This is a genomic window from Azospirillum brasilense (assembly GCF_007827815.1).
GTDB lineage: Bacteria > Pseudomonadota > Alphaproteobacteria > Azospirillales > Azospirillaceae > Azospirillum > Azospirillum brasilense_C.
The window spans coordinates 135,303-150,580 of the sequence record NZ_VITH01000007.1 but is presented as its reverse complement, the minus strand read 5'-3'; the positions used below and the strand labels follow the sequence as shown (position 1 = coordinate 150,580).

Annotated in this window: 14 protein-coding genes and 1 riboswitch; of the genes, 3 read left to right on the top strand and 11 right to left on the bottom strand. The window is 71.2% G+C overall.

Annotation, left to right across the window (positions count from 1 at the left end):
• Positions 1-2 precede the first annotated feature (2 nt).
• Together FBZ83_RS15835 and FBZ83_RS15830 are read right to left on the bottom strand one after the other, a co-directional pair.
• Positions 3-887 carry a branched-chain amino acid ABC transporter permease gene (locus tag FBZ83_RS15835; protein ID WP_094304366.1) on the bottom strand — a complete coding sequence of 295 codons (885 nt, stop codon included), beginning with the start codon at positions 885-887 and terminating at the stop codon, positions 3-5.
• Between the two features lie 7 nt (positions 888-894).
• A complete protein-coding gene (locus FBZ83_RS15830) occupies positions 895-2,037 on the bottom strand; it encodes an ABC transporter substrate-binding protein (RefSeq protein WP_145684598.1) in 1,143 nt (380 codons plus the stop codon).
• A gap of 69 nt (positions 2,038-2,106) precedes the next feature.
• Positions 2,107-2,204, bottom strand: a riboswitch (TPP riboswitch).
• A 161-nt stretch (positions 2,205-2,365) separates the two neighbouring features.
• On the opposite strand from FBZ83_RS15830, the gene FBZ83_RS15825 reads away from it, so the two are divergent.
• Positions 2,366-2,743 carry an STAS domain-containing protein gene (locus FBZ83_RS15825; protein ID WP_145684591.1) on the top strand — a complete coding sequence of 126 codons (378 nt, stop codon included), beginning with the start codon at positions 2,366-2,368 and terminating at the stop codon, positions 2,741-2,743.
• Between the two features lie 4 nt (positions 2,744-2,747).
• Here the strand turns inward: FBZ83_RS15825 and FBZ83_RS15820 are convergent, their stop codons facing one another.
• Positions 2,748-3,644 carry a DMT family transporter gene (locus tag FBZ83_RS15820; protein WP_145684584.1) on the bottom strand — a complete coding sequence of 299 codons (897 nt, stop codon included), beginning with the start codon at positions 3,642-3,644 and terminating at the stop codon, positions 2,748-2,750.
• Between the two features lie 215 nt (positions 3,645-3,859).
• Between FBZ83_RS15820 and FBZ83_RS15815 the strand changes: the two genes are divergently transcribed.
• Positions 3,860-5,914, top strand: coding sequence for a phytoene desaturase family protein (locus tag FBZ83_RS15815; protein ID WP_145684576.1), 2,055 nt, complete (start codon positions 3,860-3,862; stop codon positions 5,912-5,914).
• Between the two features lie 9 nt (positions 5,915-5,923).
• Here the strand turns inward: FBZ83_RS15815 and deoA are convergent, their stop codons facing one another.
• The 8 genes from deoA to FBZ83_RS15775 form a co-directional block, all read right to left on the bottom strand.
• Positions 5,924-7,246, bottom strand: a complete 1,323-nt coding sequence (gene deoA, locus FBZ83_RS15810; protein ID WP_145684568.1) for a thymidine phosphorylase — start codon at positions 7,244-7,246, stop codon at positions 5,924-5,926.
• Positions 7,247-7,283: 37 nt separating this feature from the next.
• Positions 7,284-8,171 carry a deoxyribose-phosphate aldolase gene (deoC, locus tag FBZ83_RS15805; RefSeq protein WP_145684561.1) on the bottom strand — a complete coding sequence of 296 codons (888 nt, stop codon included), beginning with the start codon at positions 8,169-8,171 and terminating at the stop codon, positions 7,284-7,286.
• Positions 8,168-9,001: a purine-nucleoside phosphorylase gene (locus FBZ83_RS15800; protein WP_103040743.1), complete on the bottom strand. Its 834-nt coding sequence runs from the start codon at positions 8,999-9,001 to the stop codon at positions 8,168-8,170. The genes deoC and FBZ83_RS15800 overlap by 4 nt, the downstream gene beginning before the upstream one ends.
• A gap of 14 nt (positions 9,002-9,015) precedes the next feature.
• Entirely contained in the window at positions 9,016-9,438 is a 423-nt protein-coding gene (gene cdd / locus FBZ83_RS15795) for a cytidine deaminase (protein ID WP_145684559.1), read from the bottom strand.
• Positions 9,438-10,412, bottom strand: a complete 975-nt coding sequence (locus FBZ83_RS15790) for an ABC transporter permease (RefSeq protein WP_145684557.1) — start codon at positions 10,410-10,412, stop codon at positions 9,438-9,440. Before FBZ83_RS15790 ends, cdd begins: the two co-directional genes overlap by 1 nt.
• Positions 10,405-11,577 (bottom strand): ABC transporter permease, encoded by a 1,173-nt coding sequence (locus FBZ83_RS15785; RefSeq protein ID WP_145684555.1) that lies wholly within the window; start codon positions 11,575-11,577, stop codon positions 10,405-10,407. Before FBZ83_RS15785 ends, FBZ83_RS15790 begins: the two co-directional genes overlap by 8 nt.
• 115 nt (positions 11,578-11,692) lie before the next feature.
• Entirely contained in the window at positions 11,693-13,228 is a 1,536-nt protein-coding gene (locus FBZ83_RS15780; protein ID WP_145686006.1) for an ABC transporter ATP-binding protein, read from the bottom strand.
• A 160-nt stretch (positions 13,229-13,388) separates the two neighbouring features.
• Positions 13,389-14,387 carry a BMP family lipoprotein gene (locus tag FBZ83_RS15775; protein ID WP_145684553.1) on the bottom strand — a complete coding sequence of 333 codons (999 nt, stop codon included), beginning with the start codon at positions 14,385-14,387 and terminating at the stop codon, positions 13,389-13,391.
• A 220-nt stretch (positions 14,388-14,607) separates the two neighbouring features.
• On the opposite strand from FBZ83_RS15775, the gene FBZ83_RS15770 reads away from it, so the two are divergent.
• Positions 14,608-15,270: a LysE family translocator gene (locus FBZ83_RS15770; protein ID WP_247888336.1), complete on the top strand. Its 663-nt coding sequence runs from the start codon at positions 14,608-14,610 to the stop codon at positions 15,268-15,270.
• Positions 15,271-15,278: the final 8 nt, after the last annotated feature.

The following is a 15,278-nucleotide window of genomic DNA, read 5'->3' as shown; positions in this document are numbered from 1 at the left end:
CCTTACGCACGGCGCCGCGCCGCCTCGCCGAACAGCCCCTGCGGGCGGGCGACCAGAATGACCAGCAGCGTGGCGTAGAGCAGCCCCAGCGCCACCGGATAGGACAGCACCGACGACACCCCGACCTCGAACAGCGCGATCAGCAGCGCGCCGGCCACCGCGCCCGGAACCGAGCCCCAGCCGCCGATGGTCACCGCGATGTAGGCTTTCAGGATCAGGTCGCCGCCCGCCGTGGGCGTGACGAAGTAGCGGTTGGCCAGCAGCAGCCCCGCCGCCCCGGCGAAGGCGGTGCCCAGCGCGAAGGTGATCAGGATCATCGCCGTCACCGGCACGCCGCAAGCCCGTGCCATCTCCGGGTCCTGGGCCGTGGCGCGCAAGCGGCGGCCGAGTTGGGTCCGCCCGAACAGCCATTGCTGCCCGGCGATCAGCAGAGCGGCGACGGCGATGATCGCCAGCGACTGCTCCGCCACCACCAGCCCGCCGAGGTCGAGCGTTCCCCCACCCAGGAGCGGCGGTGCCGCGCGCGGCTCCGGTCCGAACAGGACGGAGGCGCCGTTCTGCAGGATGATCCCCGCTGCGATGGTGCTGATGAAGACCGCCACCGGCGGACGGCGGCGCAGCGGCAGATAGGCCGCCGCTGCCAGCAGCAGCCCCAGCCCGGCCATCAGCACCAGCACCACCGGCAGCAGGAGCAGCCCGGGCAGCGGCAGATACCCCGGCAGATGCGGCGCCAGCGCCACGCCGAGCAGCCCGCCGGCCATCACGAGGTCACCCTGCGCGAAATTCACCGCCGCCGTGGCGTTCAGCACCAGCACGAAGCCCAGCGCGACCAGCGCGTAGGCCGCACCCAGGGCCAGACCGTTGACGAGAAGCTGCAGGGTGATCAAGACATGCTCACTTCACCATGCCGGTCACCACGCCGGTCAGGTTGTCGTAGCGCTTGGCGATCGCCGGCACGCGCGAGGCGCCGTCGTAGCAGACGATCACGGCGGAGTGCGCCATGTTGCCCTTGCCGTCCGACTTGTAGGTCATGGCGAGACCCTGGTGGGTCCCGGTGGACAGGGCCTTGCGCACGGCCTCCGCGTTCCCCGCCCCATCCTGCACCGCCGCCAGCACCATGCGGATGCCGTCATACTGGCCGAGCGCGAAGGCGTCCGGCTCCGCGTTGAAGGCGGTGCGGTAGGCCGTGGTGAAGGCTTCCACCTCCGGGCTGCCGCCGGAGATCGGCGAGGCCGCCGTCTCGGCGCACACGCCCTTCAGTTCGGCCGGTTCCAGAAGCGCCGCGGTGCTCGGCTGGTGCATGGCGGAACCGGCGACGATGGGCACCGCCACCCCGTTGGCGGCCGCCTGCCGGATGAACAGGGCGGTCGGGCCGGAATGCAGGTGCAGCACCAGCACGTCGGGCTTGGCCGCCAACGCCTTGGTCAGGACCGGCAGCAGATCCTTGGCGGCGGGGTCCACCCCCTCCTCGAACACCGGCTCGACGCCGAGCTTTTTGAAGGCCTGCTCCAGATGGGCCTTGCCGCTCTGGCCGTAGGCCGTCGTCTGGTAGATCACCGCCGGGCGCTTCCTGCCCAACTCCTCCGTCACGTAGCGGGCGTGAGCCTCCTTGGTCACGGCGTCGCCGGGGAAGAAGCGGAAGACCCAGGGGTTGCCCTGCTCGGTGATGCTCGCCGTGCCCGACACGGTGACCAGCGGAATCTTGTAATCCTGGGCCAGCGGCAGCATCGCCAGCATCTGCGTGCCCAGCATGCTGGCCGCCACCGCCGTGACCGTGCCGCCCGCCGCGCGCTCCAGCGCCGTGACCGCAGCCTCCGGCGAGGTGCCGGTGTCGATCACCTCCGACCGCACCGTCACACCCGCGGGCGCGTCCTTCAGCGCCAGGACGGCGCCGTTGCGCTGGCTCGTCCCCTCCAGCGACAGGAAGCCGGTCAGCGGCACCAGCACGGGGACCGAGGCATCGCCCGCCCGCGCCGCGCCGGACAGGAGGGACGCCGTAAAGACGGTTGCCGAGAGGATGGAAAGGAAGCGCCGCATGGATGTGTCTCCTCCTGCCCGGCGAAGAACCGCGCGAGGACGAGGAGGCCAGGGGTGTAGCGGCGGCACAGCCTCGAACGCTTGGCTCCCTTCGCTGGCATGACCCAGATCAGGTTCGATGGGTGTGGTCTCAGCCCGCCTTGCGGCAGGCACCCCAGCCGTTCGTGTGCACAGTGTGAGCCCGGCGCCCGGCTGTCAAGCGGCGGCCCGGCGCCTTTTCACAATTTCGCAACGCAACAGACACCGGAGAGTCGCGCTTCCCGTGGTTCCTTCCGCCGCCCCCGGCCCACGCCGGATCGTCGCCCCAACCGGAAAGTCGTCACGCAGCATGCGGCCCACCCCGTCGCACGGCACCGTCACCCTCCACCGCTTCGCCGCCGCGCCGGACGGCTGCGGGCTGCGGGCCGTCCTGTCGGGGCGCATCGACCACGCCGCCCTGCCGGGGCTGACGCCCCTGCTCCGCCGCGCCGCGGATGCGCGGACCCTGACCCTGCGCGTCGATCTGGGACGGGTGGAGTTCCTCGATTCCTGCGGCATCGGGATATTGCTGGCTCTGCGCAAGGCCGTGCTTGAGCGCGGCGGCGTCATCGCCTTCGAGAACCACCCGCCGCGCATCCGGCGCGTGCTGGAGCGCAGCCGGATCGTCGCGCTGACCGACCCGCCACGCGTCGCGGACAGCGGCTTGACCTTCTCCGCCGCGGCCTGACCGATCAGTCGCCGCGGCGCCGCGTTTCCCGGTAGAGGATGTAGAGCCCGCTGGCGATGATGATCCCAGCCCCGGCCAGGACCGTAGGGGTCGGCACGTCGCCGAAGACCAGGAAGCCGAGCAGGGTCGCCCAGATCATCCCCGTGTATTCGAAGGGCGCCACCACCGCGGCGCGGCCCAGGCGGAAGGCCTGGGTCATCAGCACCTGCGCCGCCCCGCCCAGCGTGCCGACCAGAAGCATCAGCCACAGGTCGAACCCGCCCGGCTGCACCCAGTCGGGGATCGCCGCCACGCCGCTCACCACCGTGGTGGTCAGCAGCAGATAGACGACGATGGCGGTGTTGCTCTCCGTCCGCGACAGGCCGCGCACCGCGATCATCGCCAGCGCGTAGAAGAAGGCCGCTGCCACGCCCACGAGAATCGGCAGGAGCGGCGCGTCGGCCTCCGGGCGGGCCATCACCACCACGCCGCCGAACCCGACCAGCACCGCCGCCCAGCGCCGCCACCCCACCGGCTCGCCGAGCAGCGGCATGGACAGCGCCGTGATGAACAGGGGGCCGGCGAAGCTCAGCACATAGACCTCAGCCAACGGCAAGTGCTTGAAGGCATAGAAGAAGCAGCCCATCGACAGCAGCCCGGCCAGCGAGCGGAGGACGTGGGCGACCGGGCGCTGCGTGCGCATCCCGCCCCAGCCGCCGCGCGCCACCGAAATGCCGCCGACCAGCACCACCGCCACCACCGACCGCGCGAACATGAGCTGCGCCACCGGGTAGCCGCTGCTCAGATATTTGATGAGCGTGTCCATGCCCGCGAACAGGAAGATGGCCAGCACGAAGCAGCCGATGGCACGGCGGGTGTCATCGCTGGCGGCAGCGGCGGGAAGAGCGGCGGTTTGGGTCATGATTGCACAGTATCTGAGCAACCATGACGCTGCCCAATGCCGCAACCGCAGGTCTGGCCCGCGCCGCATCGCCTCGGGGGGCGTCGGCAATTCACGCTTCGTGAATCGCCGGGCGGACGTTTGGCGAAGCGAACCCGGCTTTTCGCGGATCGGCGCTGGTCCCATCCGGCGCATCGGACAGTCTGGCGGACGTTTCATCACCCCAAGGGTCCGCCATGCTCCTGTCCAAGCCGATGCCCCAATCGATCCGCATCCTCGTCGGATTTTCGCCCTGGATCGCCTTCGGCGTTCTGCAGCCGGCGGGCCATGCGGCGGCCGTGCTGGCGGCGCTGCTGCTCAGCCTGACGCTCTGCGCCCAGGATTGGCGGCGCGGTTCGCCGAAGGCGCCGGAACTGGTCGCCACCGCCTTCTTCGCCGCGCTGCTCCTCAGCGGGCCGTTCGAGCACACCGGATTGGCCGTCCATCTCGCCCTGGCCGGCATGGCCTTCGCCTCGCTCGCGCTGGGCCGCCCCTTCACCCTGCCCTATGCCCGCGAAACGACTCCGCCCGGCCTGTGGCATCTGCCGCAGTTCGTCGCCATCAACAAGGCGGTCACCGCGCTGTGGGGTGTGGTCTTCCTGGCCGGCGCCGCCGGCTTCGCCATCGCGACCGAGGTCGGCGTCGTCACCTCGACCCTCGCCACCCTGGCCGGTATGCTGGCGACCCGTCGATTGCCGGACTGGCTGGTCGACCGGACCGTCGCCCGCCGTCTGGCCGAGCGGGAGCCCCACCGCTGGCCCGCCCCCGCCGTGCTCGGGCAGAAGGACGGTGTCGTCGTGGTGGGCGCCGGCATCGGCGGGCTGACCGCGGCGGCCCTGCTGGCGGAGGCCGGGGTCCGCGTCACCGTTCTGGAGGCGCACGACCGTCCGGGCGGCTATTGCTCCTCCTGGGACCGCAAGGTCTGGCTGCGCGACGGGTCGATGGGGCGATTCACCTTCGACGCCGGGGTGCATGACGTCAGCGGCACCCGTCCGGATGGCCCGGTCGGGCATCTGCTGCGCACGGTCGGCGTGGCGGACCGCGTGCGCTGGCAGCCGGTGACCCGCGGCATCGTCCGGAACGGCGCCCTTCAGCCGCTGCCCGGCAACGCCGAGGGTCTGGCCGCCCTGATCGCGCGGGAGCATCCCGGCAGCGCCGCCGGGGCCACCGCCTTTCTGGAGGAGATGCGCGGGGTTTACCGCGACCTCTACCGCGGCTGCGCCGACACCGGCCTTCCCCACATCCCGCGCGACGTCGCAGCGATGCGCGCCTATCCGCTGGAGTGCCCGCAGGCCTTCCGTTGGCAGGACCGCGGCTTTCTGGAGATGCTGGCGCATTATGTGCCCGACGCCGGGGCTCGCGCCCTGCTGTCCAGCCTGACCGGCTACCTGTCCGACCGGCCGGAGCGGCTGGGCGCCACCCAGATGGCGCCGATCTTCGGCTATGTCTTCGATGGCGGCGCCTACCCGGAGGGCGGATCGCAGCGGCTCGCCGACGCTCTGGTCGAGGCGATCCGCGCCAAGGGCGGCGAGGTCCGGCTGCGCACCCCCGTCCGCCGCATCCTGGTCGAGAACGGCCGGGCCGCCGGGGTCGAGACCTTGGATGGAGAGCGCATCGCCGCCGCCGCGGTGATCTCCAACGCCGACGCCCGGCGGACCCTGCTGGAACTGGTGGGGGAGGAGCATCTGCCCGCCGGGAGCGCGGACCAATACCGCGCGCTGCGCCCCACGACCTCGGCCTTTCTGGTCACGCTGGCCCTGGACATACGCCCGGACCTGCCGGCGATGACCTTTCTGAGGGAGACCGGCTTGGCGCTGGCCCTGCCTTCCGCCCATGACGCAAGTCTGGCTCCGCCGAGCTGCGCGGCGCTGACGCTGATGCGGCTCGACCCGGCGGGCGCCGCCTGGGACCGCTCCGCCCCCGACTACCGCGCGCGGAAGACACGGGAGGGCGACGCGATGATCGCTGCGGCCGCGGCCGTGATCCCGGATCTGGAGCGCCACATCCTGCACCGGCAGGACGCCAGCGCCGCCACCTTCGCCCGCTACGCCCACACGACGGAGGGGGCGATCTACGGCACCGATCCGGCGCTTCCCGCCAAGTCGCCGGTGGTCGGCCTGCTGTTGGCCGGCGGCGGGGTCTTCCCCGGCCCGGGGGTCGAGGCCTGCGTCATCTCGGGCCGCCGCGCCGCCGAGGCTCTGGTGGGGCCGGTGCGGGCGCGGCAGGCTGAGGACGGACGCCGTGCCGCGTGAAGCCGCCTCTTACAGCCGGATGCGGTCGGCGATCAGCGGTCCGGCCGGCGGAGCGCTGTCGGCCAAGGTGAAGGCGCGGCGGAGCAGCGCCGCCGCGTCCTCCGCCTGCGCCGCGCTGCGGGCGTGGACGACGGCGAGCGGGCGCTCCGCCGGCCCCACCGAAGCGCCCAGCCCGGCGACGTCGGCAAGCCCGACCGCAAAGTCGATGGGATCGGTCGTCTTGGTCCGCCCGCCGCCCAGGGCCACCACGGCGATGCCGACCGCCCGCACGTCGATGGCCGCCACCACGCCCGCCCGCTCGGCGAAGACCGGCTGGACGACGGGGGCGGCGTCGAGATAGCGGTCCGGCGCGTCCAGCAGGTCCGCCGGGCCGCCCAGCGCGTGGACCATGCGGGCGAAGCGCTCGGCGGCCTGCCCGCTCGCCATCGCCTGGTCGAAGCGGGTGCGGCCGGCGGCGGCGTCGGGGACCAGCCCGGCCAGCACCAGCAGCTCGGCGGCCTGGGCCGCGGTGACCTCGTAGAGCCGGGAGTCGGCCGCGCCGCTGCGCAGGATGTCGATGCACTCCCGCATCTCCAGCGCGTTGCCGGCGGTCAGGCCCAGCACCTCGTTCATGTCGGTCAGCAGCGCGACGGTGGGCAGCCCGGCGCCCTCGGCCACGGTGACGAGGCTGTCGGCCAGCTCCCGCGCCTTGGCGATGTCGGGCAGGAAGGCGCCGGAGCCGAACTTCACGTCCATCACCAGCGCGTCCAGCCCGGCCGCCAGCTTCTTCGACAGGATCGAGGAGGTCAGCAGGTCGATGGTCTCCACCGTCGCCGTCACGTCGCGGATGGCGTAGAGGCGGCGGTCGGCGGGGGCGATGTCGTCGGTGGCGCCGATCACCGCGCAGCCGACCTCCTTCACCACCCGCTCCAGCGTCGCCCGGTCGGGCTTGGCGCGGTAGCCGGGGATGCTCTCGAACTTGTCGAGCGTGCCGCCGGTGTGGCCCAGCCCGCGCCCCGAGACCATCGGCACGAAGCCGCCGCAGGCGGCCAGCGCCGGAGCGAGGATCAGGCTGACCTTGTCGCCGACGCCGCCGGTCGAATGCTTGTCGACCACCGGACCGGGCAGGTCGAGATGGTCCCAGCGCATCACCGTCCCGGAATCCCGCATGGCCAGCGTTAGGGCCACCCGCTCCTCCAGTGTCATGCCGCGGAAGAAGACGGCCATGGCGAAGGCCGCCGCCTGCCCTTCGGTGACGGAGCCGTCGGTGATGCCGCGCACGAAGGCGCCGATCTCCGCCGCGTCCAGGCGTGCGCCGTCGCGCTTCTTGCGAATCAGTTCCTGGGGAAGCATCCGTGCGTCCGTTCCGTGGTCTGGTCTGTCGCGCGGATCAATAGCCGGCGGCGGCCGGCTGGGCAACCGCCCCACCGCCCTTGCCGTCGCCCTTGCCGTCCTTCCCATCCTTGCCCTCGCCCTTTCCCTCACCCTTGCCGCCGCCATGGCCGGCGGTGGCGAGCAGCGAGTCGAGCAGCGCCGACGCGCCGAAGCGGAAAGTCTCCGGCTTGGCCCAGCCCTTGCCCTGGATCGCGGTGGCAAGCGCCAGGAAGGCCGCCGCCCCATCGGCGTCGCGGATGCCGCCCGCCGCCTTGAAGCCCACCGGCTTGCCCGATTCATGGATGACGTGCAGCAGCAGCGCCGCCGCCTCCAGCGTCGCGGCCGGCTGCACCTTGCCGGTGGAGGTTTTCAGGAAATCCGCCCCAGCGGCGATGGAGTCGCGAGCGGCCCAGGCCAACAGCTCCGGATCGGGGAAGCAGCCGGACTCCAGGATCACCTTCATGGTCACGTCGGTCCCGCAGGCCTCGCGGCAGGCGCGGATCACGTTCATCGGCTGGGTGCGGGCGCCGTCGATGAAGGCGCGGTAGGGAAGCACCACGTCGATCTCCTGCGCGCCGTCCTTGATGGCCGCCTTGGTCTCCGCCGCCACCGTCGCGGCGTCGGCCTCCCCCGAGGGGAAGTTGACGACGGTGGCGATCTTCACGCCGCTGCCCTTCAGCGCCTTGCGCGCGGTCTTGACGAAGCGGGGCCAGACGCACACCGCGGCGACCTTGCCGGCGGGGGTGACGGCGCGTTTGCACAGCGCCTCCACCGCCTGCTCGGTGTCGTCGTCGTTCAGGCTGGTCAGGTCGAGCAGGCCGACGGCGCGGCCGGCCCCCTTGGCGTCGGCCTTGACGGCGGTCGCGCTGTCGAGCGCCCGTTGCAGATCGGCGGGAAGTTTCATGACCGGCGTCCTTCGTCTATGTGCAGCCCGTCGAGAAAGCCGGTCAGCAGCCGCTCCAGGTCGGAGGCGGCGGCCGAGGCGGCGCGCAGGGTCTGGTCATGGTCCACCGGCCCGTCGCCGAGTCCCACCCCCAGGTTGGTGATGACCGCGCAGCCCACGACCCGAAGGCCGCAATGCCGCGCGACGATGCATTCGGGCACCGTGGACATGCCGACCGCGTCCGCCCCCAGGACCTTCAACATCCGGACCTCGGCCGGCGTCTCGAAGGAGGGGCCGGGATAGGCGGCGTACACGCCCTCGACCAGATCGATGTTCAGCTCCAGCGCCCGGCGCCGCATCAGCGCGCGCAGGGCCGGGTCCCAGGCGTCGGTCATGCTGGGAAAGCGCGGGCCGAAGCTGTCCTCGTTGGGGCCGGTCAGCGGGTTGGCGCCCAGCATGTTGATGTGATCGGAAATCGCCATCAGCCGCCCCGGCCCGACCTCCACCCGCAGCGAGCCGGCGGCGCAAGTCAGCACCAGCGTGTCGCAGCCGGCCAGTTTCAGCGCGCGGACCGCCGTCTTCAGCGCGTCGAAGCCGTTGCCCTCGTAGGCGTGGACCCGGCCCTGCATGCAGGCGACGGGCTGGCCGCCGAGATGGCCCAGCACCAGCCGGCCCATGTGCCCCTCCACGCTGGGCAGCGGGAAGCCGGGCAGGTCGCCGTAGGGCATGACGGTCGCCCCCTCAATGCGGTCGGCGACCCCGCCCAGGCCGGAGCCGAGCACGATCCCCACCCGCGGGCGGAATCCGGGGACCCGGTGCAGGATTTCCGCGGCGGCGCGTGCGGCGGTCATGGCGGTCAGTTCCCTCAGAAGTCAAGATTGTCGGGGCCGAAGGAGTGCGGCAGCAACTCGTCCAACCGAAACGTTTGGCGAAGCCCTTCCGGTCCACAGACATGAATCGGCGTGTCGGGTTTGGCGAACTCGCGCAACCGCTGGCGGCAGCCGCCGCAGGGCGTGCACAGCCGGCCATCGCCGGTCTGGCCGCCCATCACGACGATCGCCCGGATGCTCCGATCCCCGGCCAGGATCATCGCCCCGATGGCCGAGGCCTCGGCGCACTGCCCCTGCGGGTAGGCGGCGTTCTCCACATTCGCCCCGGCGTGGATGCGCCCGGATTCGCCCAAGATGGCCGCACCGACCGAAAAATGAGAATAGGGCGCGTAGGCCTGCGCCATCGCGTCGCGGGCGGCAGCAATCAGGGAGTCGGGGACGTTTTGCGGGTCTCTCATCACCGTTCCTTCACATAGGGGACGCCGCTGGCCTTGGGCGCCACCGCCCGCCCGACGAAGCCGGCGAGCAGAAGCACGGTCAGCACATAGGGCAGCATCTGGATGAACTGCACCGGGATCACCCCCACCACCGGCAGCGGCACGCCTTGCAGGCGCACCTGCACCGCGTCGGTGAAGGCGAAGAGCAGGCAGGCGAACAGCGTCGGCCAGGGCCGCCATTTCCCGAAGATCAGCGCGGCCAGCGCCAGATAGCCCTTGCCCGCCGTCATGTCGCGCACGAATCCGGCGCCGTGCGCGGTGGACAGGTAGGCGCCGGCGATGCCGGTCAGCACCCCGGTGATGATGACCGCCTGATAGCGCAGCCGCGTGACCGACAGGCCCGCCGTGTCGACCGCCGACGGGTTCTCCCCCACCGCGCGCAGCCGCAGCCCGAAGCGCGAGCGGGTGAACAGCCAGTGGGTCGCCACCACCAGAAGGACGGTCAGCCAGATCAGCACGTTGGCGTCGTCGATCAGCTCCCGGTAGACGGGGCCGAGGATCGGAATCCCGGACAATGCCTCCACCCCCGGCAGATGGATTTGTGGCAACCGCGCCTCCCCCGGCAGCAGAGGGGTCTGGCCGCCCTGGCGGAACCAGGCGTAGGCCAGCGTCGGCGCCAGCCCGGCGACCAGGATGTTGATCGCCATGCCCGACACCACTTGGTTGCCCTTGTGGGTGATGCAGGCGAAGCCATGGACCAGCGCCAGCGCCACCGAGGCCGCGATGGCGGCGCCCAGGCCCAGCCAGGGGTTTCCGGTGGAGGAGGCGACGGCGGCGGCGAAGAAGGCGCCGGCCAGCATCTTGCCCTCCAGCCCGATGTCCACCACCCCCGCCCGCTCGCTGTACAGCGCCGCGAAGGCGGCGAGCACCAGCGGGGTCGCCACGCGGATGGTGGCGTCGGCCAGCAGCAGGACGACGAGCAGGGCGTCATCCATGCGCTGTTCCCCCGTCATGGCCCCCGCCGCGCCACTCGCGACGACGGCGGAACAGCGCCTCGACTCGCGGCTTGAACAGGTTCTCCAGCGCCCCGGCGAACAGGATGACGAGTCCCTGGATAACCATCACCAGCTCCCGGTTCACGGTGGGGTATTCGAAGGACACCTGTCCGCCCCCCTGCGCCAGCACGCCGAACAGCAGCGCCGCCAGGATGATCCCCACCGGATGGTTGCGCCCCATCAGCGCCACGGCGATGCCGACGAAGCCCACCCCGCCGGTGAAGTTCAGCAGGATGCGGTGCTGCACCCCCATGATTTCGTTCACGCCGACGAAGCCGGCAAGCGCCCCGGAGATCGCCATGGCGAGGATGATGTTCCGCGCCGGCGAGATGCCGGCGTAGACCGCCGCCCGCTCGTTCCGCCCGACGGTGCGGATCTCGTAGCCCCAGCGGGTCCGCCACAGGAACAGGTAAAACAGCGCGCAGCAGGCCAGCGCCCACAGGAAGGACAGATTCAGCGGCGAGGCCGGGATGGCGACGCCGAACCAGCCGAGCGCCCGGTCCATGGTCGGCAGCCAGACGCCGGGATCGAACTCCCGCGTTTCCGGCGACTGCGATCCGGGGCGGATCAGCACGTCGACCAGCAGATAGGTCATGATCGCCGCAGCGATGAAGTTGAACATGATCGTCGTGATGACGATGTGGCTGCCGCGTTTGGCCTGGAGCCAGCCGGGAACCGCCCCCCAGACCGCCCCGAACAGAGCCGACAGGACCACCGCGCCCAGCGCCGCCACCGGCCAGGGCCAGCCGGTCAGAGCCAGCCCGACCAGCCCGGCCCCCAGCCCGCCGAGATAGGCCTGCCCCTCCCCGCCGATGTTGAACAGCCCGCAATGGAAGGCGATGGCGACCGCCAGCCCGGTGAAGATGTAGCTGGTCGTGTAGTAGAGGGTGTAGCCGATGGCCTCGGGGTAGCCGACCGCTTCGGTCACCAGCAGCGCCAGCACGTCCAGCGGATTCTCGCCGATCACCAGGATGACCAGCCCGGACAGGACGAGGGCGGCCAGCAGGTTCAGCAGCGGCAGAAGCGCGTAGCCGACCCAACCGGGAACTTCGCCCGGCCGGCCGAAGCCCCGGCCCGTCACCCCCTGCGCCGCGTCCTGCGCCATCCCGGCTCCATCCGTGGTGATTTCCATTCACGAGCGGGACGGTTCGAGCGTCCCGGCGTCAAGGAAAGTGCCCCGCGCACCGGGCCAGCGCAAGCGGGAGCGTTCGGGGATAGCCTTAGGCAGCCTCCGCCACCCCGGCCATCATCAGGCCGAGACGCCGCTCGTCCGCCTCGTCCGGGGCGACCTCACCCACCAGCCGGCCATCGAACATGACGAGGATGCGGTCGGACAGGGCGCGGATCTCGTCCAGTTCCACCGACACCAGCAGAATCGCCTTGCCCTGGTCGCGCAGCGCCACCAGACGGCGGTGGATGAACTCGATGGCGCCGATGTCCACGCCGCGGGTGGGTTGGCCAACCAGCAGCAGGTCGGGATTCCGCTCCATCTCGCGGGCCAGCACGATCTTCTGCTGGTTGCCGCCGGAGAAGTTGGCGGCGGGCAGGCGCGGGTCGCGCGGGCGCACGTCGTAGGCGTCCATCTCCGCCGCACAGCGGTCGAACAGGGCGCGGCGGTCCATCAGCAGCCGCCCGTTGAAGGCCGGATCGCCCTGATGGCCGAGGATCGCGCATTCCTGCGCCTCGAAACTCGTGACGAGGCCGACCCTCTGCCGGTCCTCCGGCACATGGCCGACGCCGAGGGCGCGCAGCCCCCGCGCGGTGAAACGGTCGGGCCGGTCGGCCAGTTCCTGCCCGCGCAGGCGGACCGAGCCCCCCGCCGGCGGGCGCATCCCGGCCAGCGCTTCCAGCAGTTCGGACTGGCCGTTGCCGGAGACACCGGCGATGCCGACGATCTCCCCGGCGCGCACGGTCAGCCCGACGCCCTTCACCCGCTCCACCCCGGCGCCGTCGCGCACGCGCAGGCCGGAGACCTCCAGCACCGCCGGGCCGGGCATGGCCGGCGCCTTCTCCACCCGCAGCAGCACCTTGCGCCCGACCATCAGTTCGGCCAGCGCCTCGCGGCTGGTGTCGGCGGTGGCGACGTTCGCCACCACCTGCCCGCGGCGCATGACCGTCACGTTGTCGGTCAGCTCCATGATCTCGCGCAGCTTGTGGGTGATGATGACGACCGTCTTTCCCTGCCCGCGCAAGGCGCGGAGGATGCGGAAGAGGTGGTCGGTCTCCTGCGGGGTCAGGACGCCCGTGGGCTCGTCGAGGATCAGGAGGTCGGCGCCGCGGTAGAGCGCCTTGAGGATCTCCACCCGCTGCTGCGCCCCCACCGGCAGCTCGCCGACCGGACGGTCGAGGTCCACCTCCAGCCCGTAGTCGCGGGCGAGCCGGGTCAGCTCCGCCCGCGCCCGCGCCATTCCGGCGGCCAGGGTGACGCCACCCTCCGCCCCCAGCAGCACGTTCTCCAGCACGGAGAAGGAATCGACGAGCATGAAATGCTGGTGGACCATGCCGATCCCGGCGGCCAGGGCGTCGCGCGGGCTGCGCACCGCCACCGGGCGGCCGTCCACCAGGATCGTGCCGCCGTCGGCGGGCAGATAGCCGTAGACGATGCTCATGATCGTCGACTTGCCGGCGCCGTTCTCGCCGATCACGCCGTGGATGGTGCCCTTCGGCACAGCCAGCGACACGTCGCGATTGGCGTGGTTGGCGCCGAACCACTTGTTGACGCCGCGGGTTTCCAAAGCGGGAGGGTGTTGGGGCATGGGGACTTTCATGATTGGAAGGTCCTTGCCCCCACCCTTCCCACGGCTTCGCCGCGGGCCCCTTCCCTCCCCCGCTTCGCAGGAGAGGGCCGATTTCCCTCCCCCGCCCAGCGGGGGAGGGTCAGGGAGGGGGCAATGCTCGGCAACGCGGAAACTCAGCTCACGGCTGATACGGCTTCACCACCAGCTCGCCCGCGATGATCTTGCGCTTGGCGTCCTCGACGGCCGTCTCCATCTCCGCCGTGACCAGCTTGCGGTTGTTCTCGTCGAGCGCGTAGCCGACGCCTTCCTCCTTCAGCCCGACGACGCGGTGCCCAGCCGTCCAGCTGCCGTCCCTGGCCGACTTCATGCAGTCGTAGACGGTCACGTCCACCCGCTTGACCATGGATGTCAGGATCTTGCCCGGGTGGATCCAGTTCTGGTTGCTGTCCACCCCGACGCCCAGCTTGCCGGCGTCCGCCGCGGCCTGGAGAACGCCCAGCCCGGTCGCCCCGGCCGCCGCGAAGACCACGTCGGCGCCGCGCCCGAACTGGCTCTTGGCCAGCTCCGCCCCGCGGGTTGGGTCGTTCCAGGCGGCGGGCGTGGTGCCGGTCATGTTGGTGAAGACCTCGCCGTCCGCCTTCACATGGCGAACGCCCTGCTCGTAGCCGGTCAGGAAGTTGCGGATCAGCGGGATGTCCATGCCCCCGATGAAGCCCACCTTGCCGCTCTGCGAGGCCAGCGCCGCCAGCATGCCGACGAGGAACGAGCCCTCATGCTCCTTGAAGGTCACCGATTGGACGTTGGGCAGGTCCAGCTTGTCGTCGATCAGGCAGAATTTCGTGTTGGGATACTCCCGCGACACCTTGTCCACGGCGGCGGACTGGGAGAAGCCGACCGCCGTGATGACGGTGGCGCCGCGCCGCGCCATGTTGCGCAGCGCCTGCTCGCGCTGGCTCTCGCTGGTGACCTCGAACTCGCGGTAGACGATCCCGGTCTCCTTCTTGAAGCGCTCCGCCCCGTTGTAGGCCGCCTCGTTGAAGGACTTGTCGAACTTGCCGCCCTGGTCGAACACCACCGCCGGCATGAATTCGTCCGCTGCCAGGGCGGGCCCCGCGGCGGGAACGGTCGCCGCCGTCAGCGACAGGGCCAGGATGGTCAGAATGCGCGTCATCGTCATCGTTCCGCTTCCCCGTTCCGGTGCGCCCGCTTGCCGGGGCGTGGCGGCCAGGATAGCCGCTCCTCCCGCCCGGTGACAGGGGGCACATGGCGGGAGGGATTTCCGCCGCAGGCCACAGCCCTTTGCGGGACCTCCCCCCGCGACGCCGGTTGACGGAAGGGCGGTGGCCCGCTATCACGCCCGCCATTGCCCGGAGGAGGGGAATCCCATATTGGACGAAGTGATCGGCGTGCATGGTCTGGTGGTGCTGCTGCAGGGCATCGTCCTTGGAATCGCCATCGCCGCCCCCGTCGGTCCCATCGGTCTGCTGTGCATCCGGCGCACGCTGCAGCACGGGCCGCTGATGGGTTTCTTCACCGGCTTCGGCGCCGCCGTGGCCGACACCATCTACGGCGCCATCGCCGCCTTCGGCGTGTCCGCCGCCCTGGACTTCCTGCAGGGGCACGAGATCGCCTTCCAGCTCGTCGGCGGCATCTTCCTGATCGTGGTGGCCATCCGCACCTTCCGCCAGAAACCGGAGGACGAGGAGCGCGAGGCGGCCAGCGCGCCCGACACGCCGTCCTTCCTCGGCGGCTTCATGACGGGCCTGTCGCTGACCCTGACCAACCCGGCGACCATCATGGCCTTCATCGCTATCTTCGCCGGCTTCGGGCTGGGCGGCAATCTGGGGCGGGTGGACGCTTCCACGCTGGTGGCCGGCGTCTTCATCGGAGCGTCGCTGTGGTGGCTCGCCCTGTCGATGGGTGTTGCCGCGGTGCGCCACCGCATTTCCGACCGCGGGCTGACCCGGCTGAACCATTGCACGGGAGTGGCGCTGGCGGCCTTCGGCATTTGGGCGCTGGGCATGGCCTTCACCGGCATGGCCTCCTGGGCCATGGGTTGATCCTTACG